We start from the raw sequence: 24,279 nt of genomic DNA, 5'->3' as shown, positions 1-24,279 counted from the left end.
TTTTATTTAATCAATACGCTTTTGTATTTAGGTAAGTTTTTAAGCACAATACCTGTACCTCTTACTACAGCTCTTAAAGGGTCTTCTGCAATATAAACGGGTAAATCTGTTTTTTGCGACAAACGTTTATCGAGACCTCTTAACATAGATCCTCCACCTGCTAAATAAATTCCAGTATTGTAAATATCTGCAGCTAATTCTGGAGGTGTTTGAGATAAGGTTTCCATGACAGAGTCTTCAATACGTAAAATAGATTTATCTAAAGCTTTTGCAATTTCACGAAATGAAATCTGAACTTGTTTCGGTTTCCCTGTTAACAAATCACGACCTTGTACACTCATATCTTCTGGCGGCAACTCTAAATCTTCAGTAGCTGCACCAATTTGAATTTTAATTTTTTCGGCCGTTCTATCTCCAACATATAAGTTATGTTGCGTTCTCATGTAATAAATAATGTCGTTTGTAAATACATCACCTGCAACTTTTACAGATTTATCACAAACAATACCGCCAAGAGCAATAACTGCGATTTCAGTGGTACCTCCACCTATATCAACAATCATATTTCCTTTAGGTTGCATAATATCTACACCAATACCAATGGCAGCTGCCATTGGTTCATGTATTAAATAAACTTCTTTTCCATTAACACGCTCACATGACTCTTTTACAGCTCGCATTTCTACTTCGGTAATACCAGAAGGAATACAAACTACCATACGTAATGCTGGGTTAAAAAACTTTTTCTTTAATGCAGGAATATTTTTAATAAACAAACTTATCATTTGTTCTGAAGCGTCAAAATCGGCAATTACACCATCTTTCAACGGACGAATTGTTTTGATATTTTCATGCGTTTTTCCTTGCATCATGTTGGCTTCCTTACCAACTGCTATTATTTTTCCGCTTATGCGGTCTCTTGCTACTATAGATGGATTGTCAACAACAACTTTGTCATTGTGGATTATCAATGTATTTGCGGTTCCTAAATCTATGGCTATTTCTTCCGTTAGGAAATCAAAAAATCCCATGTGCTATTCTTAATTATTTGGGTTATTTGTATCTTATTCTTAAGACTATCTGTAAAAGTAGTAAAATATACGTTATTTATATGTTTAAAGATGTTTATTGCTAAACTTTTTTTATTTTTTCTTTTACTTTACCAATAAAACAAATTAGAAGAGGGCTTTGATAAAAAAAAAGAACCCAAAATTAAGATGGTTTGTATCTTTATTTTGGGTTCTTTAAATGACGTTTTTTAATGTTTAAAATGACGTGTACCTGTCATTACCATAGCAACATTGTTTTCATTACAATAGTCAATACTTAATTGGTCTTTTATAGAGCCACCTGGTTGAATTACAGCGGTAATGCCAGCATTGTTTGCAATTTCTACGCAATCTGGGAATGGGAAAAAGGCATCACTTGCCATTACGGCTCCTTTTAAATCAAAATTAAAAGATTGTGCTTTGTGAATGGCTTGGTTTAAGGCGTCAACACGACTTGTTTGTCCGGTGCCACTAGCGCATAGTTGTTTGTTTTTGGCCAAAACAATTGTGTTCGATTTAGTGTGCTTACAAATTTTTGAAGCAAATATTAAATCGTCTAATTCATTTGAAGTTGCTGTTGTTTTTGTAACAGGTTTTAAACCTTCAAGTGTATCTGTTATATTATTTCTATCTTGAACTAAGATACCATTTAAACAACTTCTTACATTGGTTTGTGGCATCTCTATATCTTTCAAGATTAAAAGGATTCTATTTTTCTTACCTTTTAGAATTTCTAAAGCCTCATCAGAAAACGATGGTGCAATGACAACTTCGCAAAATAATTTGTGAATTTCTTCAGCAGTAGCAACATCAATTTCAGTATTACTAATTAATACACCGCCAAAAGCAGAAACAGGATCACCAGCTAAGGCATCTAAATAAGCTTGGTGTAAGGTGTCGCGTTGTGCTAAACCGCAAGCATTATTGTGTTTTAAAACGGCAAAGGTTGGTGCATCGTTTTTAAATTCTAACATTAAATTTACAGCTGCATCAACATCTAAAAGATTGTTATAGCTTAATTCTTTACCATGTAGTTTTGTGAAAATTTCATCAAAATCGCCAAAGAAGAACCCTTTTTGGTGTGGATTCTCTCCATATCGTAAAACTTTTCCTTTATTTTCTGAAATTTTTAAAGATGGAATTTTATGATTTTGGTTGAAGTAATTAAAAATAGCTGAATCGTAATGAGAAGACACATTAAATGCTTTTGCAGCAAATTGTTTTCTGTCTTCCTCAGATGTTTCTCCATTTTTAGTTTCTAATAAGTCTAAAAATTCTGCATAATCGTCTACTGAAGACACGCAAGTAACATCAGCGTAATTTTTAGCAGCAGCTCTAATTAAAGAAATACCTCCAATATCAATTTTTTCAATAATATCTTGATTGCTTGCTCCAGAAGCAACTGTTTTTTCAAAAGGATATAAATCTACGATGACAACGTCGATTTGTGGAATATCAAATTCTTTTAATTCGGCAACATCTCCGTCGTGGTTTTGGCGATTTAAAATACCTCCAAAAACTTTAGGGTGTAAAGTTTTTACACGTCCGCCAAGAATTGAAGGGTAAGATGTTACATCTTCTACTGGTACAACGTCAATTCCTAAATCTTTAATGAATTTTTCTGTGCCTCCTGTAGAGTAAATGGTTACGTTTAAGTCGTTTAGTTTTTTAACGATTGGTTCTAATCCATCTTTACTAAATACAGAAATTAGTGCCGATGAAATGGTTTTGTTGTTCATAATGTTGTGTTGTGTTTTAGATGCGGCAAAAATACGTATATTCACAAATAAAAGCTTGATGCAAAATGTAGTTTCTTTAAGTTTTTTGTAACAATAAATTGTTGAAAACGTCCTATCTTTAAAATATTGAATTTATTGTCCTTTTTTAGCTTTGGTTAAAATGCTAAAAATCACTTAAATTTTTTATAAAACAACCCTTGCATGCTGGTCTATTTACGTTTACTAAAAGAGAGTTTTTCATTTGCGCTAAATGCGCTTCGCACAAATAAACTCAGAACATTTTTGTCACTTTTAGGTGTTACGGTTGGTATTTTTTCTATCATCGCTGTTTTGGCAGCGGTTGATTCTTTAGATAAAACTATTCAAGGTCAATTAAGTTCTTTAGATAGTAATACCATGTATTTGGCTAATATGCCTTTTGGTCCAACTGATGTACCACGTTGGCAAAGAGAAACTTTTGATGAGGTATCTTATAATGAATACAAAAGCATAAAATCTTCTGTAGCTGATGCAGAACATGTGGCTTTGCAACTCTTTGTAAAACGCGAAAATATTAGATACGAATCGGAATTGGTAAGTAGTGTGAATACTGTTGTTGTATCTCATGAGTTTATTGATATTCAGGTTATGGAATTTGAAAAAGGACGTTTTTTTAGTGAGTCTGAATCTAATTCTGGACGACCAGTTGTGGTTATCGGATCTGAAATTGCAAAATCACTTTTTGGTGAACTCGAACCAATTGGTAAAAAAGTACGCCTTTATGGTCAGAAATTTACGGTTATTGGAGTCGTTAAAAAAGAAGGCTCAGGTCTGTTTGGCGACAGTAATGATGTTTCAATATTTCTTCCAACGAATTATGTGAGAAATCGATACGGAGATAATAATCCGTTTATGAAGTATATTGTTGTAATTAAGCCTAAAAAAGATGCAGATATCGAAGGTTTAAAAGCAGAAGTTGTTCAGTTGATGCGAAATAAAAGAGGTTTAAAGCCAGATGAAATAGATACCTTTTTTATTAGTGTTATTTCTGGACTGCAAGATGTTATTGATACTATTATAGGCAGTTTAAATTTAATAGGTTGGGTAATTAGTGGGTTTTCGCTTTTAGTTGGCGGTTTTGGTATTGCAAATATTATGTTTGTGAGTGTTAAAGAACGTACTAATCTTATTGGAATACAGAAATCGTTAGGAGCTAAGAACAAATTTATATTGTTTCAGTTTTTATTTGAAGCTGTGATTTTGGCTGTAGTAGGTGGGTTAGTAGGTCTTTTTTTAGTATGGATAGGAACTCTAATTGGAAGTTATTACGCTGAAGATTTTGAATTTGTACTTTCTCCTCAAAATATGGCTCTTGGATTTTTTATATCTTCAATAATTGGTTTAATTTCAGGAGTGGTTCCTGCACTAACAGCATCAAGGTTAGATCCAGTGGAAGCTATACGTACAGGAATGTAGAATTTAGTTTTTATTTTAATAAAGAAGCCACCTCTTTACAAACAAATTCTAAAAACCGTTCATCGGCTTCTGTAAAAGGGTCTGGAGTATTAGAGTCAATATCTATTTGTCCAATATTTTCTCCATTTATAAAAATAGGAATAACTATCTCAGCCTTAACGGTTATGCTACAGGCAATGTAATTATCTTGAGCTGTTACATCTGGTACCACAAAATTCTGATTGCTAATAGCAACTTGTCCGCAAATACCTTTACCAAATGGAATAATGGTATGGTCTGTTGGTGCACCAACGTATGGTCCTAGTTTTAATTCGTCTTTATCTCCATTTTTAAAGTAGAAACCAACCCAGTTATAATAACTTATATTTGCTTCAAGAGTTTCGCAAATTTTAAGTAAACGTTGGTCAATAGTGCAATCGTCTTGTGTAACAATTGATTTTATTTTAGGTTTTAAGTCTTGTAAATTCATAGCTGTGAAAAACTTTTGCCAAAAGTATTTAAAATGCGCTATTTTGAATTACTGTTTTCATAAATTTAACATCAAACTAATATACTTAACATTTGAGGACACTTTTAGTGAAATATAAACTTGTTATACGCTTTATAATCACGTTTTTAGCTGTTTATGGAGTTTTGACTGTTGGCTATAATTTATATTTAAATGTATCTGATGGTTCAAAGTTTTACCCAGATTATTTAACTCATTTGGTAGCTGAGCAAACAAATGCGCTGTTAAATGGCTTAGGTTATGAGTCTAATATTATGCCTCACCCCAATGAGTCGTCAGTAAAAATCATCATTAACGGAACATATGTAGCGCGTGTCATAGAAGGTTGCAATGCTGTTAGTATTATCATTTTGTTTTTGTCTTTTATAGTAGCTTTTGCAAGTAAATTTAAAACCACACTTATTTATTGCTTTGCAGGAAGTATTATTATTTATGCTTTTAATTTAATTAGAATTGTAATCCTTTCAATAGGCCTTTATCATTATCCTTGGCGAAGAGAAATTTTACACACTGTTATTTTTCCTATGTTAATTTACGGCACCGTTTTTTTGCTTTGGATGGTTTGGGTAAACCGATTTTCTAAAAATATAAAGACCAATGCATAAAATTGTCACTTATTTTTTAATTGGATTACTACTAATGTTGTTAGTCTTAATAAGGGCTTATGAAAACGTACTATTTTACGACCCCTATTTAACCTTTTTTAAAAATGACTATTTGTATATAGATAGTCCAAGACGAGAAATTGCAAAATTGGTTTTAAATACAACGTTTCGGTTTGTGTTAAATACACTTATTTCTTTAGGGATTTTATATCTTATATTCAAAGACAGGAGTATTATTAAGTTTTCTGCGTTAATCTATTTTGTAGCTTATGTATTATTGCTTATTCCGTTTTTGTATTTTGTAGTAAATCCTAAACAAGAAGATTATTATCTCTTTTTTAATATTAGGAGGTTTTTAATACAGCCAATAATTTTAATTTTACTTTTTCCAGCCTTTTATTACTATAAGCTAAATCGTTAATAGTTTTATAATTCTACTTTATCAATTCAATAATTTTGTAGCTTTGCATTGTGAAATTTTCATATACACATAAAGCCTTTTCTATAGCGTTATCAGTATTGGTTTTGTTTTCTACATTATCATTAACTATTGATAAACACTTTTGTGGAGATGTTTTAGTCGACGTTGCCATTTTTTCTGAAAGTGAAAAATGTGGAATGGACATTTCTAAAATGGAAGCAACAGATATGGTTAAAAAAAGCTGTTGTAAAAATGAAATTGACGTCATTGAAGGCCTTTCTGATTTAACGTTCAATTCATTTGAAGATTTTGATGTAATTAAACAGCAAGTATTATTTGCTTACAGCTATTCTTACATCAATCTTTTCGAAGGTTTGCCCAACTTGGTCATTCCTCATAGTAATTACTTACCGCCAACATTAGTTAAAGACATTCATCTCTTAGATGAAGTTTACCTCATTTGATTCCGTTATAGCCCTTCGTTAAAAAGGAAGCACATAATTGTGTGCTATTGTTATACCCGAAATTCAAACAAATGAAAAAATATTTATTTATAAAATTTATGTTCTTGTCGCTTATGCTTTCTGCGCAAGAGCAATTAAAAGGAGTTGTTTTAGAAACAAGCAGCGGAAAAGAAATGCCATTACCAGGCGCCAATGTGTATTGGTTAAGCTCATCAGTTGGAGCAATTACAAATGAAGATGGTACGTTCACGTTACCTTATAAATTCTCTTATAATAAATTGGTTGTTAGTTATGTTGGCTTTAAATCTGACACTATAACCATAAGTAAAAATAAGTATATAAGACATATACTTCAAACGAGTGACGAGTTAGATGCTGTAGAAATTTCATCTCGTAAACAAGCCACTCGAAAATCCTATTTACAAGCAGCAAATACCTTTACAGTTACAAGTGAAGAATTGTTAAAAGCAGCCTGTTGTAACTTAGCAGAAAGCTTTGAAACCAATCCCTCAATAGATGTGAATTTTGCCGATGCTATTTCAGGTTCAAAACAAATTAAAATGTTGGGTTTAAACTCACCTTATATTTTAATTGCAACAGAAAATATTCCTGCTATAAGAGGCGCATCTCAAGCTTATGGTTTAAGTTTTATTCCAGGTACTTGGGTAGAAAGTATTCAGATAACTAAAGGTACAGGTAGTGTGGTTAATGGGTTTGAAAGTATTGCTGGTCAAATTAATGCCGAAATGGTAAAACCTACAACTGATGATAAATTATTTGTAAACCTTTATGGAGCTTCAAGTGAGCGTTTAGAACTAAATACGCATATAAATACTAAAGTTTCAGATAAGTGGAGTACAGGTTTGTATGTGCATGGAAATACACATCAGGAAAAGCATGATGTTAATGACGATGGCTTTTTAGATATGCCAATGTACAATCAGATTAACGTTATGAACCGTTGGCAATACACCAATCCAGAAAAAGGCGTGGTTAGCTTTATTAATCTGAGATATCTTAATGACGAAAAGCAAGCAGGGCAAGTAGACTTTGACCCGCAACGTGATAAGGGTACAACTAATTATTGGGGAAGTGAGATTGATACTGAACGCTTTGAGATTACTACAAAATTAGGCTATGTAAACCCAGAAATTCCGTATCAAAGTCTCGGATTTCAAACAGCATTTAGTCACCATCAACAAGATTCCTATTTTGGGTTAAACCAGTATGATATTAAACATAATAGTTTTTATTCTAACTTGGTTTATAATTCTATTATTTCAGACTCCAGACACAAAATTAAAACAGGAGTAAGTTTTACTTACGATCATTATAATGAGCTTGTAAACAATCATAATAACGCGCTTCTAAATAATACAACCTATAAACGAACAGAGAATTCTGTGGGTGGTTTTTTTGAATATGCTTTTGATAACTTAGATAAATTATCATTAACAGCAGGAATGCGTGTAGACCAACATAATAGACTTGGTTTTTTTGTGACACCGCGTTTACATGTGCGATATACACCTTGGGAGAAATCAGCATTGCGTGCATCTATAGGAAGAGGAAAACGAAGTGCTAATATTTTTGCAGAAAACCAAAATATATTTTCAAGTTCAAGACAGATTAATATTTTAAATTCAGAAGGGAAAATTTACGGATTAGATCCAGAAATTGCTTGGAATTATGGTATTAGCTATTTGCAAGGCTTCAACTTATTTGATAGAAAAGCCGATGTGACTTTCGATTTTTATAGAACCGATTTTCAAAATCAAGTCGTTGTAGATTGGGAGAATCCTTATGAAGTCAATTTTTATAATTTAGAAGGAGATAGCTATGCAAATAGTTTTCAATTTGAATTTAATTATAATGCTTTTGAACATTTTGATGTTAGAATGGCTTATAAGTATTATGATATACAAACAGATTATATCTCTGGTAAATTAGAAAAGCCATTAGTGCCAAAACACCGTTTGTTTGCTAATGCATCATATGAAACAGAAATAAAGAATAATGGACAATGGAAATTTGATGCGACATACAATTGGTTAAGCGGTCAGCGTTTTCCGAGTACGGATTTAAGTGCATTACAGTTTCAGTTAGCAGATGAAACACCAACAGTTGGAACTTTAAATCTGCAAGTTACAAAAGTGTTTTCTCCAAAATTTGAAGTATATTTAGGTGGAGAAAACGTGACTAATGTACGTCAAGATAATCCCGTAGTTAGTGCCGATAATCCGTTTGGATCAAATTTTGATAGTAATTTTGTATATGGCCCAATTTACGGCAGCATGTATTACGCCGGATTGCGATTTCGTATTAAATAATTAGTTCTTGTAAAAGCAAGAATCCATAAATAGAAATTAAATTAAAACAAATAAGTTTCTGCTTTTTGCAGGAATAACTAAAAACAAATCAAGATGAAAAAAGTAATTTTAATGTTTACATTATTAGTAACAACCATAGCTTTTGCACAAGACAAAAACAAAAAAGCAAGCATTGAAGTTGATGGTGTTTGTGGTATGTGCAAAGAACGCATAGAAAAAGCAGCAATTAGAACCAAAGGTGTGAAATCTGCCGTTTGGAGTGTAGATACACATGAGTTAAAACTGATTTTTGATGAGCGCAAAACAGATTTAAAAACGATTTCTAAAAAGGTTGCTTCAGTAGGTCATGATACTAAAGAAATTAAAGCTACTGAAGAAGAATATAACTCGATACATCCATGTTGTAAATATAGAGATGAAGAGGTTAGAAAAGATCATGAACCAAAGGAAGAGGAGAAGAACAATTAATTTGGTTTCCAGAATAAAAAAAGACATAATATGTTTTAGCCTGAATTTATATTCAGGCTTTTTTTATGGTTTTGTGATACAGAACTTAATTATAGTTTAATATTAATTTGACGCTTTAAAAGTTTTAAGCGAACTTCGTTAAGATCTAGTATTCGTTTTAAAACAAATTTAATATCAGTAAGTTGGGATTGGGTTTTAAAATAAGCAGTAAGAAAATACCAGTATTTTTAGTCTTTTAAATATGAAAAAATGTGTCTTTCCAATCTTAATAGTTGTTTTATTATTCGCTTTAAATAGTTGTAATAAAAATGATGAAACTACAGAGCCAATATTAACAGATATTTCTATAACATCATCTGAAAGTTTAATTGCTTGGGCAGACAATGATGATTTGATGCAAAAACTAGACAATGCATTATATTATAATTACGGAAATGCGCTTGAGAGTGAAACTGAAAAACAACAAATTTTTAATGCAGATACAACTCAGGTAATTGCAACAATAGATTTTAAAATAGGATTTCAAAATACTTATAACGACTTAAATCCAAATAATAATTTAGTAACAATTCAACTGATAAAGAATGTTGAAAACCCAAGTCCGCAAGGAGTAGAACTAAAAGCTGACGGACCCGGAAATACCTACGATTTAATTACTTCAATATTAGCCCCTGGTTATAATCCAATAGAAGTGCCAGATTGTAATCATCCAGAATTTGGAGACCATATTGATGAGCTTTTTGATAGTGAGTTAAACACAAATGTTTTTCGGTTTTATATACATGCTTCTCCAGACAACGACCGTTGTATCAATTTTGACAGACAACGAAATGAGATAAAAACGTATGACCAATCTCCAGATAATTTATTAGGAGTAGACAACGAAAAAGTTGTTTACAAATGGAAATTCAAATTAAAATCAGGATTCCAAACGTCTCCAAATTTTACGCATTTACACCAGCTAAAATCTGTAGGAGGATCTTTGGCTAGCATGCCAATGTATACTTTAACAGCGCGAAAAGGGAATCCGGATAAATTAGAATTGCGCTATGCCGAAACAGATGACCAAAATACCCTTACAGAAACAGATTTAGCTCCTTTTGTAGATACTTGGTTAGAGGTTACCGAAATCATAAAATATGGCACATCAGGAACCTATGAAATTGAAATAAAAAAAGTGAGTGATAATACAACTTTGTTTACCTATTCAAATTTTTCAATTATAAATTGGAGAGCTGGAGCAACTTTTGTACGACCAAAATGGGGCATCTACAGGAGTTTATTAAATGCGCAGGATCTTAGAGATGAAGAGGTGTTATTTGCCGATTTTAGTATTACAGAAATAGACGAGTAATTTTGATGGTTTTGTGAGAGTATCAAGAGCTTAAAGACCTCGTAGTATGTGTTTGTTTCTTTAGTTTAGGTTGGCTTCAATTTCTGCAATAAGAATATCACAACTTTCAATTCCAAGTTTTGTGGCTGCTTTCTTATCGTTAAAAGTGGTTAATAACGCTCTTACAATATTTTTTAGTTTAATTTCATCTAAAAATGGACCTTTCCCTTGTGGTATAAGATCATAATCTGAATAGTTAACCAAATAGTTGCCTAAATAATCCTTTATTAAGCTTGTGTGTCTTACATAAACATCTGCCATTTCATCGTAGTTGGAGTAGTGCTGTTGAATTGTTGTTTTTAGCTTAAAATTTTCAATTAATTTTAAATCTCCTGAATTGATTAAGGTTTTATAAGTAATACTTTTTGGACTGAAATTCTCATATTTTACAATGTCAAAAATATTATACATTAATTGCATGTCTTGATCTTTTTCAGAATTTAAAACAGGAATAATTTTAGAGCAAGTCATTAATTTTTTATCAATGGCTTCAATATTTTTTTGAAGTTGAATTTTATCTGCTTCAACATCACTTTTAAGATTGGTAAGGTACTGCGTTTTAAGTTTATTATCTTTTACGTTTTCAGCACATTTATTCATGCTAAAAGCAATAGAGATTCCTATAATAACAATAATAATTTCTCTTAAAGTGTACTTCCAAGTTGATTTTGCCATTGGTTTGATGGATTAGATTTTTAAATCTAATGAATTTATTCCAAAATAAAAGCCTTTGATATAAATCAAAGGCTTTTAAATTTATAACTGTAGTTTAACTTTGTTCACTAACAGTTTTATACATTAGGTATCGATGTTTTTTATTACATCATTCCTGGCATTCCGCCTCCACCCATTGGTGGCATAGCAGGTGCGTCTTCTTTAATGTCTACTAAAGCACACTCAGTAGTTAAGATCATACCAGCTACAGAAGCTGCATTTTCTAAAGCGATACGTGTAACTTTCTTAGGATCGATGATACCAGCTTTAAGCATGTCTACGTAAGTTTCAGTTTTAGCATCGTAACCAAAATCCTTCTTACCTTCTAATACTTTATTGATAACAACAGAACCTTCGCCACCTGCATTTTCTACAATAGTACGTAAAGGTGCTTCAATAGCTTTATTTACGATTTGTACACCTGTTGTTTCGTCTAGGTTATCTGTTGTGATTTTCTCTAAAGTTTTCTTAGCTCTTACTAAAGCAACTCCACCACCAGCAACGATACCTTCTTCAACAGCAGCTCTTGTTGCGTGTAAAGCATCATCAACGCGGTCTTTCTTTTCTTTCATTTCTACTTCAGAAGCAGCACCAACATAAAGTACAGCAACACCACCAGCTAACTTAGCTAAACGTTCTTGAAGTTTTTCTTTATCGTAATCAGACGTTGTTGTTTCTATTTGAGCTTTTATTTGGTTGACACGTGCTTTAATATCAGCCGCTTTACCTTCACCATTAACAATTGTTGTGTTGTCTTTATCAATCGTTACTGTTTCAGCAGTACCAAGCATAGAAAGATCTGCATTCTCTAAAGAGAAACCTCTTTCTTCAGAAATAACAACACCACCTGTTAAGATTGCGATGTCTTCTAACATGGCTTTACGTCTGTCTCCAAAACCAGGTGCTTTTACAGCAGCAATCTTCAATCCACCACGTAGTTTGTTTACAACTAAAGTTGCTAATGCTTGTCCTTCAACATCTTCTGCGATGATTAATAATGGACGACCAGATTGTGCAACGGGTTCTAATATTGGAAGAATTTCTTGTAAGTTAGAAATTTTCTTATCAAATAATAAAATGTATGGATTTTCTAAATCGGCAATCATTTTATCAGCATCTGTAACGAAGTAAGGTGATAAATAACCTCTGTCAAACTGCATACCTTCAACAACGTCAACGTAAGTTTCCATTCCTTTGGCTTCTTCAACAGTAATAACACCTTCTTTACCAACTTTTCCGAAAGCTTTAGCGATTAAATCACCAATAGTATCATCGTTGTTAGCAGAAATTGCAGCGACTTGCTTAATCTTGTCAGAATCGCTACCTACTTTTTTAGATTGCTTATCTAAATCTTTAACGAGTGCTTCAACAGCTTTGTCTATACCTCGTTTTAAATCCATTGGATTTGCACCTGCGGCAACGTTTTTAAGCCCTTCTTTTACGATAGCTTGAGCCAATACAGTTGCCGTAGTTGTTCCATCACCAGCTAAATCGTTAGTTTTAGAAGCTACTTCTTTTACCATTTGAGCTCCCATGTTTTCAAGCTCATCTTCAAGCTCAATCTCTTTTGCTACAGAAACACCATCTTTAGTTACTTGTGGTGCACCAAATGATTTTCCAATAATGACATTACGGCCTTTTGGTCCTAATGTTACTTTAACTGCATTTGCTAGAGCATCTACACCGCGTTTTAATCCGTCGCGTGCTTCAATATCAAATTTAATATGTTTTGCCATTTTTTTTTGTTTTTGCTTTTAACTGTTAGTTGTTGGCTACCAGCTAAATTGTTAATTTACAACTGTTTTATTTGTTAATACGCTAAAGGCTAAATACGCCAAAAGCCAAATACTTTTTAGATTATTGCTAAGATGTCGCTTTCACGCATCATTAAGTAATCTTTACCTTCTAGTTTAAGTTCAGTTCCACCGTATTTTCCATAAAGTACAGTATCACCAACCTTAACTGTTAGTGGTTCGTCTTTTTTTCCATTTCCAACGGCTACAACTGTTCCTTTTTGTGGTTTTTCTTTTGCGTTATCTGGAATAATAATTCCTGAAGCTGTTTTAGTTTCAGCTTCCTTAGGTTCAATTAGAACACGGTCTGCTAAAGGTTTAATGTTTAAACTCATTTTGTTGTATATTTTTTAGTTGTTTAATTAATAAATTACGCTTTAGCGTAGTTCGAAAATTATGCCAAGACAGAAAGTCTGACAAAGTTTCAGATATAAAAAAAGCCAGCTGAATGAGCTGGCTTAGTGTTATTTTATAATGAGAGTTTAGTTAACCTCCTATTGAATCGTTTGTTGTAGCTGAATTGTTAGTTGGAGCTGGTGTTGAAATTGGCATTTCTGTTGATTCATTAGTATCTAAAGCTTTAGATTCTGTACTTCCGCCAGAACCAATTGTAAGATTAGATGCTAAGATTAAAACAATTAATGCTGTTGCTAAAAACCAAGTACTCTTATCTAAAAAATCACCAGTTTTTTGAACTCCTCCCATTTGCTGTGTGCCACCACCACCAAAAGATGATGATAATCCACCTCCTTTAGGGTTTTGTACCATAATGACTACGACAAGTAGAAACGCAACGATTACTATTAGTATTAAAAATATTGTAAATGCACTCATTTTATATTGTATTATTATCTTTTAATTCTTTTACCAATTTTATTTGGTGTGCAAAGAAACTACTTTTTTCTGGATATTTCAAACTTAAAATCTTGTAAGATTGAATTGCTTTATCGTAGTTTTTTTGTTCTAAATAAATTCGTGCCAAAGTTTCAGTCATTAAACTGTCTGAAATAGGATTGTCATTGTTGACTAGCTTTGGTTTTGGGGCATTGCTAGAAACAGGTTTAATCTTTGGGTTTTCACTAATAAATTTATCTATAATAGCAAGTTTGTCTTGCAATGGTGTAGCTGGTTCTTGCTCTAAATCGTCCTTTTTAGATTCTGTTTTAGTTTCAATTTTTGTTTCAGTTTCATCTCGTACAATTGGTTTGAAACTTGTGATTTTTAACCATTCTGTAAATGAATGGTTTTCAGATTTATCAAAATCTAAAGGTTTACCAATATTAAGTTGCTCTTCGGCTGTAATGTTTTTTACATCTACCGAGATAATAGAGTCTTCTAATTTTAAAGATTGCGGTTCTGTTTTAGGTTCGGGCATAGGTTTTACCTCGAATAAACCTGGATCTAAAACTCCTTCAGTTGCTTTAATGTGCTCTTTTAAAGCGTCGTCTATAGTTACACTTTTGTTAACAGAGATGTCATCTATTTCATTAACTTCTATAGATTTTAGATGCTCTATATTTTGTTTAATATGTTCAGATATTTCATTCTGATTAAAAACCTCAGAAGTAATATAGTCAAATAATACACTACGATCTGTAGTGTGTGCGGCCGTAACTTTTAACGCATTATTGTATTTGTAGCTTTCCTTCTGTTTTAAACCTTTAAGATAAAGTGCTTTTAAGGGCTGAAAATAAGGATATTGCTTAATGGCAGAAGCTAATACTTCGGTTTGAGATGCTGTTATGGCTTCTGGATGTTGTAATAAATATGTGAGTTCTTGAAGCTGCATGTTTTACCAATCTGCTAATGAAGCGTTAAGAATATCTTGTGTGAGACGTTCTAAAATCTCTTCGTGTGCTGTATCTTTTATGCTTCCTGTAAGTTGATCGTTGGCTGGGTAATCATAAAAGAAAGAAAAGCGTTTTTCAAAATCCTTTTCTTCATTCTTTGTGTTGATGTAACGCACATTTACACTTATCGTTAATCTGTTTTGCGCAGCTGTATTTTCTGCAGTTGCTGTCATAGGCGAAATACGGTATTCTGTAATTTCCCCTTCATAAATAACTTCGCCTCCTGTAGTTACTAAATTGGCACTTGTTTGGTTAACGATGAGGTCTTCGAGCGTGTTTTTAAATAATTGATCTAAACCTGGTTCTACTAAATCGGCATTATTTTGAAAGAAATTTACCTGAAATGTTTCAGGTGTTTCTGTAATACCAGTAAATGAATAGTTGACTTTACATCCAAAAGTTGTAAGACAAATCGTTAATATAAAAATGTATTTTAAAATTTTCAATTAATAAATATTTGGTTATTCATAGTTATAAAAGCGTAAATATAGCCTTCATTATACTTATGTCTAAATTATTTTTATTGGTTTGATGGCACATTTATCACAACTAGTTCTCTAATAACGCAAGTTTAGTTATGAATGTTTTACAAACTTATCTTAAAGATCAAATTGCTTAATTTTTCTATATAACGTACGCTCACTGATGCCTAATTCAGCAGCAGCTAATTTACGTTTACCACTGTGACGTTCTAAAGATTTCTTAATTAATTCTAATTCTTTGTCATGTAAAGATAAAGTTTCCTCTTCTTCTATTTCTTCTGCAAAATGATATTTGTCTTCTACATCTGAAACTATAGATTCGTCCGTTTCTGTGCGCTGTGGTATAGATAAAACTTCCAAATCTTCAACAGCAGCATCAAATGCTTCGTCTTTATCGTCTCCGTAAATTTTTTGAATTAGATGTTCGTTGTCTTTTTGAACCTCAGATACACTTCCTTTTTTCATGAGTTCCATGGTGAGTTTTTTAAGATCGTTTAGATCTCCCTTCATGTCAAATAAGACTTTATATAAAATCTCTCTTTCACTACTAAAATCACTTTCAGATTTAGAACTGTTTACTACAGCTGGTAAATTACTGCCTGTATCGGGTAAATAATTCTGAATCGTGACACCATTTATAGTTCTGTGCTGTTCTAAAACAGACACTTGTTCTGCAACATTTCGTAATTGACGAATGTTACCATTCCAGCGGTATTTAGTGAGTAAGTTAACGGCGTCGTCTGTTAGCTTTACCGTTGGCATTTTATATTTTAGAGCAAAGTCACTAGCAAACTTTCTAAATAACAGATGAATATCTTCTTTACGCTCTCTAAGTGGAGGTAAATTGATTTCAATAGTACTTAATCGGTAATATAAATCTTCTCTGAATTTTTCTTTTTTAATGGCTTCAAACATGTTAACGTTTGTCGCAGCTACAATTCTTACATCTGTTTTTTGAACCTTACTAGACCCTACTTTTATAAACTCTCCATTTTCTAAAACACGTAGTAAACGTACCTGAGTTGTTAGTGGTAACTCTCCAACTTCATCTAAAAAAATAGTACCTCCATCTGCAACTTCAAAATATCCAGAACGTGTTGCTGTTGCTCCTGTAAAAGCACCTTTTTCGTGCCCAAACAGTTCACTGTCAATAGTGCCTTCTGGTATTGCTCCACAGTTTACGGCAATGTATTTGCCGTGTTTTCTGTGTGATAATTGATGAATAATTTTGGGAATACTTTCTTTTCCAACACCACTTTCTCCTGTGACTAATACCGAAATATCAGTAGGAGCAACTTGTATTGCTTTTTCGATAGAACGATTGAGTTTAGGGTCGTTTCCTATAATGCCGAAACGTTGTTTTATGGCTTGAATAGATTCCATATTAAATGATCACAATGTTGAGATTCTCTTTTTTAATTATTTATAAGGTTAATTTACGTAAGTAAATCTTTCGTTGATGGTTGCTGATAATTCTGGGCTAGAATTAAAATCCATATCACGTTTTGTAATTCTACCTGCGCTATTATATTCTAAATTAAAAGTGGCGCTCTCTCCATTAAAAGTTGCTGCATTCCAGTTGTTGGTAGAAAGAAATTGAGCTATTTGTGGACCAATTTCATCAGAATACTCATCGCGTAAAAATGATAGAAGGTAGTTATCTTCATAAACCACTTTTAGAGGATTTATATTATTGTCAAACTGATATGTTGTATTGCTTTGTGTTTCTCCTGTCGTTGTACTGCTTGTAATATTACCAGCTGTATTGTAAGATATTGTTTCGGTTTGAATAGACACATCACCATCAAACGATTCTTTTTTAATTACACGGTCTGAACTATCTACTGTGAATACTGTAGAAATTGTAGAGCCTACTTTAGTTCTTGTGATGGTGTTACCATCGTAGGTGAAATTATAATTGTAATCGTCAAAATCATCTTCGTAATAGTCATAAGTAATATTAGATACAACTCCATTCGTATAGGTAATTATATACTCATTTGTAGTTACACCTGCAGAGTTTACAGAGATATCACTAATAATTTGTCCAGAACCATTACGGGTAATTTGTTGATTTTCGGTTACAAATGGACTTCCGCTTAAAGATACCTGATTAATAGCTGAAGCAATTTTGTTGTTGCTAATACTAAAGTCTGATTTAGTGTTGGTTTGAACGGGAGTACCAAAAAAGTCAAAGCTAAGTTCAGTGTCTAACTCATATAATGATAGCGTTAAGTCTCCGCTTTCACTACCATTGTTTCCACCACCTCCGTTGCTGCCGCTGCCTTGAGTGTATGCAGGATCTAAAGGTTCAACGTCACAAGCTGTAATTACAGTAAGGGTGAGTAATAATAAGATTAGTTTTTTCATTGATGTTTTAATTTTTTTTTAATTCTCATAGCGATGAGAACCTAGTTGGACTTAATAATTTTTTTTTTTTTTTTGAATCAACTACGAATAGCATAATTTTCACCATTCTTCAGTTATACTTTTGCTGTTAGTAATACGTATAAGTTAGCGTATTTATTACTTCACCTGTTGCTACATTTGTTATGGTTACAGACATAGGGTAATCATCATCGTTGTAAACATAATTATAGGTTAATGTATTTCCTTGATTATCGGTTTTACTTAACACATTGTTTGGTGACATGTCTACGGTGTTATGATCATCCATAAAATAGAGTGCTAAATTGTAGCCGTCCATAGATTCTGCTATCGGATTTTTTTTATCGTCATACGTATAGGTGTTGCTGTAATCAGCTTCAGTACCATAATTTATTGAGGTATGACTTTCAATAATATTAAAATTACTATCATATGTATAATCCGTTAAATTCCAAACAGAGTTCGCATTATTTATTAAGATAATTTTTTTTTGCGTTACATACTTTAATTGATCTGAACTAAATGTCCATTGAATATTTAAATCATCTTCTTCTATATCTGAATCCATTTGGTCATTGTAGTTGAGGATGTTATTGTTAATTACAACGTTAGAATCCGTACTATAACCGAATGTTATATAATGATAATTAGAAATACTTTCATCAGTGTAAGTGAGATTTATAAACGCCTCTTCAGTACCATAAGTGTGGTAAGAACTGTTAAGTTTATTATCGTTTGAATATTCAAATTCAGATAGAATATAATTATACTCAGGAAGGGCATTGGTATCTGTAATGGAAACTAATCTTCCGTTTAAATCGAAATAAAAATTACGCTCATTATTTTCTCTAACATCAATAATGTGTTTAATAATTAGTGTGTTAGATAGTTCTGTTTCTTGGCTGTCATCAGAACTACAAGAAAACATAGAGGCAAATAGGATGATGTAAAGAGTGTATTTCATAATTAATTATTTTTAGAATATCCAATAGCTTTACCTATTAGAGTTGCGCTTGTGCAATCTGTAATTAATACATTTACTAAATCTCCTACTTTGTAATGTTCTTTTGGAAAAACAGCTACGGTGTTGTCAGAAGTTCTTCCAGACCATTGAGAATCCGATTTTTTAGATGCTTTTTCTATTAAAACTTCAACTGTTTTATTAAGGTGATTTCGTGTGTTAATTTCACTGTACTTACGTTCTAAAGCTATAATTTCACTTAAACGACGTTTTTTTGTTGCCTCAGGAACATCATCTTCCATTTTGCGTCCAGCTAAAGTTCCTGGCCGTTCAGAATAAGTAAACATATAACCGAAGTTGTATTTTACATATTCCATTAGTGATAAGGTGTCTTGATGGTCTTCTTCAGTTTCTGTAGGGAAACCAGCAATTAAATCAACGCTTATTGAACATTCAGGAATTATACGTTTAATATTATCAATAAGTTCAAAATATTCTTCACGCGTATGTAAACGGTTCATTTCTTTTAAAATACGATTACTTCCACTTTGTACAGGTAAATGAATGTGTTTACAGATATTATCGTATTTGGCCATTGTTTCTATAACATCTAATGTGAAATCCTGAGGATTGGATGTTGAAAAACGAATACGCATTTTAGGCTGTGCTTTAGCACATAGCTCTAATAGCTTGGCAAAATTTACGGCTGTTGCTTTTTGAAACTCAGAGGCTTTTTCAAAATCTTTCTTCAAACCGCCTCCATACCATAAATAACTGTCAACGTTTTGTCCTAACAGTGTTATCTCCTTAAAGCCTTTAGACCATAGGTCGTTAACTTCTTCAATAATACTTTGTGGATCTCTACTGCGCTCTCTTCCTCGAGTAAAGGGAACAACACAAAACGTACACATGTTATCACAACCACGAGTAATAGAGACAAAAGCTGTTACTCCGTTGCTATTTAATCGTACAGGAGAAATGTCGCCATATGTTTCCTCTTTAGAAAGGATAACATTAATGGCGTCTCTACCTTCATCAACTTCGGCAAGAAGGTTTGGTAAGTCTTTATAAGCATCAGGACCTACAACTAAATCTACAATTTTTTCTTCGTCTAAAAATTTGGTTTTTAAACGTTCTGCCATACAGCCTAACACTCCAACTTTCATTTTTGGGTTTAGTCGTTTTATAGCATTGTATTGTTGTAACCGTTTTCTAACGGTTTGTTCGGCTTTATCTCTAATAGAACAGGTGTTTACCAAAACAAGATCTGCTTCTTCAAGAGTTTGTGTCGTGTTAAAACCCTGTTCAGAAAGAATAGACGCTACAATTTCGCTATCACTAAAATTCATGGCACAACCATAACTCTCTATAAATAGTTTGCGTTGGTTACCGTCTTTTTTATCCAAGATTAAGGCCTCGCCTTGTTTATTTTCGTCTATAATTTTTTCCATATTTATTTTCCTCAAAACTCGAAAGCGGAAAGCTAAATTCTATTTCTATCTAATCTCAATAAGGATGCAAAGATAATATTATTTTATAGATTGTGACAAAGTGGCAGTTATAATTTAGTTAAGATTTATTTTAAGCCATAGTATTGTGTCTGTGTTTAAAAGGTTTGTTAAGATAATAGTTGAATATCTCCTAAAAATAGCTTTAGTTTGAAAAACTAACTCAGACTGCCTTAAAAAATGAACACCACAGATATTAAAAACCGAATAGTAAACGCAAAAGCATTAGATTTTGGTGTTATTTTTAATCAATCTATAGAATTGTTTAAAAAGGTTTGGGTGCAAGGATTGGTTGCATTATTACTAAATTTAGTTTTGGCTATACCTGTAATAATGGTTGTTTATATCCCTTTGTTATTTTTTGGTTTTATGAATGCGCTTACATTTGAGAATGGTTATGATACTCATGATTCGACAAGTATGGGTGTTGTTTTTGGACTTGTATTTATTGTAGTTTATATTTTTTTAATTGTAGCAATGAGTTCTATAGCGTTTGGTCTTAAAGCTGCTTTTTATAGAATTTGCAAACTGAAGGATTTAGAACAAATAGGTAAAGAAGATTATTTTTATTTTTTCAAAAAACCTTACTTAAGTAAAACAATTAAATTAGGTGCCTCATTTTCAGGTATTGCTATTTTGGCGACTATGTTATGTGTCCTTCCTTTAATATATGTTATTATTCCTTTGTCTTTTAGTGTGGTTGTATATGCTTTTAACCCAGAATTGTCTGTTTCAGAAATTATTACATTGTCTTTTGAACTTGGTAATAAAAAGTGGTTGATTTCATTTGGTCTTATTTTTATGACAGGAGTTTTGGCATGGATCGTTGGTTTTCTAATGTGTGGATTTGGAGTGTATGTCACTAAATCGTTTAGTCATTTGCCTGTCTATTTAATATATAAAGACGTTATTGGTTTTGATGATGAAAGCAATCAAATGAGACGAATTGAGCAATTATCTACATTTTAACGCAACCTTTGAAGATGTTTTGCATCTACAAAGAAATCAATCTTATGAAATTCAGGAAAATTTTAATGCTGTCGTTGTTTTGTTTGTTAATAATGAATATGCAATGCAATGAAGATGATAATGTGGTTGTGCCTTGTGGTTTAGAAGTTGTAATAGATGCTGTTGCGTACCAAGCTGCAGAGTCACATGCAATAGATAGTGCTATTATTAATGAAGACTGCTTGGCTCTTATTGTTTCAGGTAGTGGTTGTGATGCTAGCACTTGGCTTATGTCTTTAATAGATTCGGGAAATGTGGCAGAGTCGTTTCCTAATCAACGCTATTTAAAATTAACACTTCATAATAATGAAGATTGTTTAGCCGTCTTCAATAAAGAAGAAAATTTTGATTTAACAGCGCTTAGAATTGAAGGGGTAAATGAAGTATTACTAAATATTGAAGGGTTAGAAGAATCAATTTTATATTCATATTAATTAAGACTTATAAATATTTATAAACACTAGAAGCCTTACAATTTGTAAGGCTTTTTCTGTACTTAATAATAAATAAATCACGATAAAATGCATCGTATTTACGACCAAATTAGGATTGTATCTTAATTTTCATATACATTTGTAAACGCAAAAAATTAAGAATGTCGAAGAATCTAGTTATTGTTGAGTCACCAGCTAAGGCTAAAACCATAGAGAAATTTTTAGGAAAAGATTATAAAGTAGAGTCCAGTTTTGGGCACATTGCAGATTTGCCATCTAAGGAGTTAGGGGTAGATGTAGAGGGAGATTTTATGCCTAAGTATCAGGTTTCTAAAGATAAAAAAGATGTTGTTAAGAAATTAAAAGAATTAGCAAAGAAAGCAGATGTTGTTTGGCTAGCAAGTGATGAGGATCGAGAAGGGGAAGCAATTGCGTGGCATTTAGCTGAAACATTAAAATTAGATAAAGATAAAACGAAACGTATCGTTTTTCACGAGATTACAAAAAGTGCAATTAACAAAGCCATTGAAAATCCAAGGAGTATTGATTATAACTTAGTGGATGCGCAACAAGCAAGACGTGTTTTAGATCGTATTGTAGGTTATGAATTATCTCCTGTATTATGGAGAAAAGTAAAAGGCGGCCTGTCTGCAGGTAGAGTACAATCGGTTTCAGTACGCTTAATTGTAGAACGCGAACGCGATGTGCAAGCTTTTGAACCTAAAGCTTCGTATAGAGTAGATGCAGAATTCACAAACGAAGACGGAAATTCTTTTAAAGCCAAATTGCCTAAGAATTTCGATTCTGAAAAAGAAGCGTTAGATTTCCTTAATAATAATTTAGGCGCGACTTATCAGATTTCAGATTTACAAAAGAAACCAGCAAAGAAATCTCCAGCAGCACCATTCACAACATCAACACTTCAGCAAGAAGCCTCACGTAAATTGGGATTTTCTGTAAGTAGAACCATGACTAACGCTCAGCGTTTGTATGAAGCAGGTTTTATAACTTATATGAGAACAGATAGTGTTAATTTATCTGATGAAGCAAAAAAAGGAGCAGAGAACGAAATTATCTCGGCCTATGGTTCAGAATTTAGTAATCCAAAAAATTATAAAGGAAAATCTAAAGGCGCTCAAGAGGCTCACGAAGCGATTAGACCTACCGATTTTTCAAACCATACTGTTAATGCAGAGCGCGACCAAGCAAGATTATATGATTTAATATGGAAACGTGCTATTGCTTCGCAAATGAGTGATGCAAGGCTAGAGCGTACGAATCTTAAAATTCAAATTAATTCAAAAAATAAGATAGACGAACAATTCACAGCAAATGGTGAAATCATAACTTTTGAAGGCTTTCTCAAAGTATATTTAGAAGGTACAGATGATGAAGATACAGAGCAAGAAGGTATTTTACCAGATTTAAAAGTTGGTGAAGCACTTCAGAATAAATATATCACTGCAACGGAGCGTTTTACAAGACCACCTTCAAGATTTACAGAAGCTTCTTTAGTGAAGCAATTAGAGGAATTAGGTATTGGGCGTCCATCAACTTATGCGCCAACCATTTCTACCATTCAAAATAGAAATTATGTAGAGAAGGGAACGCACGAAGGAGATGAAAGAGCTTATAAGCAATTGGTTTTTGAAAATCAAAATATAAAGGCCAACACGCTTTCTGAAAAAACAGGTTCCAATAAAGGAAAATTAGTGCCAACAGATATTGGTATGATTGTAACCGAATTTTTAGTAAAACATTTTGAAAGCATTTTAGATTATAATTTTACGGCTAAAGTAGAAGATCGTTTTGACGATATTGCAGAGGGCAAGGAAGATTGGAGAGAGATGATGAAAGATTTTTATAAAGGCTTTCATCCTCAAGTTGAAGATGTACAAGAAAATGCAGAACGTGAATCAGGAGAACGTATTTTGGGTACAGATCCAAAGACTGGTCGTCAAGTTAGCGTGCGTTTAGGTAAGTTTGGACCAATGGTGCAAGTTGGTACCATGGACGATGAAGATAAGCCTAAGTTTGCAAGCTTATCTCCAGACCAACAGCTTAATTCTATTACCTATGAAGAGGCTATGGATTTATTTAAACTTCCAAAAGCTTTAGGTCACTATAAAGACGAAGAGGTCGAAGTTAATAATGGACGTTTTGGACCTTATGTAAGATTTGGTAAAAAGTTTGTCTCATTGCCTAAAGGAGTTGATCCTTTAAGTGTAGAGATGGATGAAGCACTAATATATATAAAGGAGAAAGAATTAGCAGATGCTCCCATATATATGTATAAAGATATGGAAGTTACCAAAGGTAAAGGGCGTTTTGGACCATTTATCAAATGGAACAACATGTTTATTAATGTAAATAAAAAATACGATTGGGATAATTTATCTGAAGAAGATATCGTTACTTTGATTGAAGAAAAAATTCAGAAAGAAATCGATAAGGTTATCCATAATTGGGAAGATGCTGGTGTAAGAGTAGAGAAGGCAAGATGGGGAAGACACAACATTATAAAAGGCAAACAAAAAGTTGAGTTAGCCAAAACGGTTGATGTGAGTAAAATGACTTTAGAGAAAGCACAAGAAATTCTCGAAAAAAACGCACCTAAAAAGAAGGCGACAAAAAAGAAAGCCACTAAGAAAACTGCAACTAAGAAAACAGCAACAAAAAAGAAAGCTACAACTAAAAAGAAATAATTGA

The 24,279-nt window shown here is 32.6% G+C and carries 23 protein-coding genes; 10 read left to right on the top strand and 13 right to left on the bottom strand.

The genetic code is table 11. From position 1 onward, the window contains the following. Positions 1 to 2: 2 nt before the first annotated feature. Together VDP25_RS05025 and purH are read right to left on the bottom strand one after the other, a co-directional pair. Complete coding sequence (locus tag VDP25_RS05025; protein ID WP_215928758.1) at positions 3 to 1,031, bottom strand: rod shape-determining protein; 1,029 nt, start codon at positions 1,029 to 1,031, stop codon at positions 3 to 5. A gap of 227 nt (positions 1,032 to 1,258) precedes the next feature. After that, positions 1,259 to 2,788, bottom strand: a complete 1,530-nt coding sequence (gene purH, locus VDP25_RS05020) for a bifunctional phosphoribosylaminoimidazolecarboxamide formyltransferase/IMP cyclohydrolase (RefSeq protein ID WP_334467479.1) — start codon at positions 2,786 to 2,788, stop codon at positions 1,259 to 1,261. 201 nt (positions 2,789 to 2,989) lie between these two features. Here purH and VDP25_RS05015 point away from each other — a divergent pair, with 201 nt between their 5' ends. Then, positions 2,990 to 4,243: an ABC transporter permease gene (locus VDP25_RS05015; RefSeq protein WP_215928762.1), complete on the top strand. Its 1,254-nt coding sequence runs from the start codon at positions 2,990 to 2,992 to the stop codon at positions 4,241 to 4,243. A 10-nt stretch (positions 4,244 to 4,253) separates the two neighbouring features. On the opposite strand, the gene VDP25_RS05010 is transcribed toward VDP25_RS05015, so the two are convergent. Then, on the bottom strand, positions 4,254 to 4,712 hold the full coding sequence (locus tag VDP25_RS05010; protein ID WP_215928764.1) for a GAF domain-containing protein: 459 nt from the start codon (positions 4,710 to 4,712) through the stop codon (positions 4,254 to 4,256). Positions 4,713 to 4,804: 92 nt separating this feature from the next. On the opposite strand from VDP25_RS05010, the gene xrtF reads away from it, so the two are divergent. The 6 genes from xrtF to VDP25_RS04980 all read left to right on the top strand — a co-directional run bounded on the left by xrtF (position 4,805) and on the right by VDP25_RS04980 (position 10,393). Further along, positions 4,805 to 5,356 (top strand): exosortase family protein XrtF, encoded by a 552-nt coding sequence (gene xrtF / locus VDP25_RS05005; RefSeq protein WP_425583496.1) that lies wholly within the window; start codon positions 4,805 to 4,807, stop codon positions 5,354 to 5,356. Continuing rightward, a complete protein-coding gene (locus tag VDP25_RS05000) occupies positions 5,349 to 5,777 on the top strand; it encodes an exosortase F system-associated membrane protein (RefSeq protein ID WP_334467473.1) in 429 nt (142 codons plus the stop codon). The genes xrtF and VDP25_RS05000 overlap by 8 nt, the downstream gene beginning before the upstream one ends. A 50-nt stretch (positions 5,778 to 5,827) precedes the next feature. Next, positions 5,828 to 6,241, top strand: coding sequence for an HYC_CC_PP family protein (locus VDP25_RS04995; protein ID WP_215928769.1), 414 nt, complete (start codon positions 5,828 to 5,830; stop codon positions 6,239 to 6,241). Positions 6,242 to 6,312: 71 nt separating this feature from the next. Beyond that, on the top strand, positions 6,313 to 8,571 hold the full coding sequence (locus VDP25_RS04990; RefSeq protein ID WP_334467471.1) for a TonB-dependent receptor: 2,259 nt from the start codon (positions 6,313 to 6,315) through the stop codon (positions 8,569 to 8,571). Between the two features lie 93 nt (positions 8,572 to 8,664). Continuing rightward, a complete protein-coding gene (locus tag VDP25_RS04985) occupies positions 8,665 to 9,039 on the top strand; it encodes a heavy-metal-associated domain-containing protein (RefSeq protein ID WP_215928771.1) in 375 nt (124 codons plus the stop codon). 241 nt (positions 9,040 to 9,280) lie between these two features. Further along, a complete protein-coding gene (locus VDP25_RS04980) occupies positions 9,281 to 10,393 on the top strand; it encodes a hypothetical protein (protein WP_334467469.1) in 1,113 nt (370 codons plus the stop codon). A gap of 60 nt (positions 10,394 to 10,453) precedes the next feature. On the opposite strand, the gene VDP25_RS04975 is transcribed toward VDP25_RS04980, so the two are convergent. The 10 genes from VDP25_RS04975 to miaB all read right to left on the bottom strand — a co-directional run bounded on the left by VDP25_RS04975 (position 10,454) and on the right by miaB (position 20,071). Beyond that, positions 10,454 to 11,107 (bottom strand): DUF6090 family protein, encoded by a 654-nt coding sequence (locus VDP25_RS04975; RefSeq protein ID WP_334467467.1) that lies wholly within the window; start codon positions 11,105 to 11,107, stop codon positions 10,454 to 10,456. A 143-nt stretch (positions 11,108 to 11,250) separates the two neighbouring features. Next, the gene (gene groL / locus VDP25_RS04970) at positions 11,251 to 12,882 is read right to left on the bottom strand and encodes a chaperonin GroEL (protein WP_334467465.1); all 1,632 of its coding nucleotides are present in this window, start codon (positions 12,880 to 12,882) and stop codon (positions 11,251 to 11,253) included. Positions 12,883 to 12,998: 116 nt separating this feature from the next. Then, on the bottom strand, positions 12,999 to 13,274 hold the full coding sequence (locus VDP25_RS04965) for a co-chaperone GroES (protein WP_215928773.1): 276 nt from the start codon (positions 13,272 to 13,274) through the stop codon (positions 12,999 to 13,001). Between the two features lie 151 nt (positions 13,275 to 13,425). Beyond that, positions 13,426 to 13,773 (bottom strand): preprotein translocase subunit SecG, encoded by a 348-nt coding sequence (gene secG, locus VDP25_RS04960; protein WP_215928774.1) that lies wholly within the window; start codon positions 13,771 to 13,773, stop codon positions 13,426 to 13,428. A 1-nt stretch (position 13,774) separates the two neighbouring features. After that, positions 13,775 to 14,728 (bottom strand): hypothetical protein, encoded by a 954-nt coding sequence (locus VDP25_RS04955; RefSeq protein ID WP_334467462.1) that lies wholly within the window; start codon positions 14,726 to 14,728, stop codon positions 13,775 to 13,777. A 3-nt stretch (positions 14,729 to 14,731) separates the two neighbouring features. Further along, positions 14,732 to 15,235, bottom strand: coding sequence for an LptE family protein (locus VDP25_RS04950; protein WP_334467460.1), 504 nt, complete (start codon positions 15,233 to 15,235; stop codon positions 14,732 to 14,734). Between the two features lie 153 nt (positions 15,236 to 15,388). Then, positions 15,389 to 16,654, bottom strand: a complete 1,266-nt coding sequence (locus VDP25_RS04945) for a sigma-54 interaction domain-containing protein (RefSeq protein WP_334467458.1) — start codon at positions 16,652 to 16,654, stop codon at positions 15,389 to 15,391. A 48-nt stretch (positions 16,655 to 16,702) separates the two neighbouring features. Beyond that, positions 16,703 to 17,641, bottom strand: a complete 939-nt coding sequence (locus tag VDP25_RS04940) for a hypothetical protein (protein ID WP_334467456.1) — start codon at positions 17,639 to 17,641, stop codon at positions 16,703 to 16,705. 127 nt (positions 17,642 to 17,768) lie between these two features. Next, positions 17,769 to 18,623 (bottom strand): hypothetical protein, encoded by an 855-nt coding sequence (locus tag VDP25_RS04935; RefSeq protein WP_334467454.1) that lies wholly within the window; start codon positions 18,621 to 18,623, stop codon positions 17,769 to 17,771. 2 nt (positions 18,624 to 18,625) lie between these two features. Next, positions 18,626 to 20,071 carry a tRNA (N6-isopentenyl adenosine(37)-C2)-methylthiotransferase MiaB gene (gene miaB, locus VDP25_RS04930; protein ID WP_215928786.1) on the bottom strand — a complete coding sequence of 482 codons (1,446 nt, stop codon included), beginning with the start codon at positions 20,069 to 20,071 and terminating at the stop codon, positions 18,626 to 18,628. A gap of 237 nt (positions 20,072 to 20,308) precedes the next feature. On the opposite strand from miaB, the gene VDP25_RS04925 reads away from it, so the two are divergent. The 3 genes from VDP25_RS04925 to topA all read left to right on the top strand — a co-directional run bounded on the left by VDP25_RS04925 (position 20,309) and on the right by topA (position 24,275). After that, a complete protein-coding gene (locus VDP25_RS04925; protein WP_334467453.1) occupies positions 20,309 to 21,097 on the top strand; it encodes a hypothetical protein in 789 nt (262 codons plus the stop codon). 44 nt (positions 21,098 to 21,141) lie between these two features. Next, positions 21,142 to 21,570 (top strand): hypothetical protein, encoded by a 429-nt coding sequence (locus tag VDP25_RS04920; RefSeq protein ID WP_334467451.1) that lies wholly within the window; start codon positions 21,142 to 21,144, stop codon positions 21,568 to 21,570. 161 nt (positions 21,571 to 21,731) lie between these two features. Continuing rightward, positions 21,732 to 24,275 (top strand): type I DNA topoisomerase, encoded by a 2,544-nt coding sequence (gene topA, locus VDP25_RS04915; RefSeq protein WP_334467449.1) that lies wholly within the window; start codon positions 21,732 to 21,734, stop codon positions 24,273 to 24,275. Positions 24,276 to 24,279 lie beyond the last annotated feature (4 nt).

It is taken from the genome of Winogradskyella sp. ECml5-4, assembly GCF_036903175.1.
Lineage (GTDB): Bacteria > Bacteroidota > Bacteroidia > Flavobacteriales > Flavobacteriaceae > Winogradskyella > Winogradskyella damuponensis.
The sequence above is the reverse complement of the archived record's forward strand: the minus strand, read 5'-3'. Positions and strand labels throughout refer to the sequence as shown.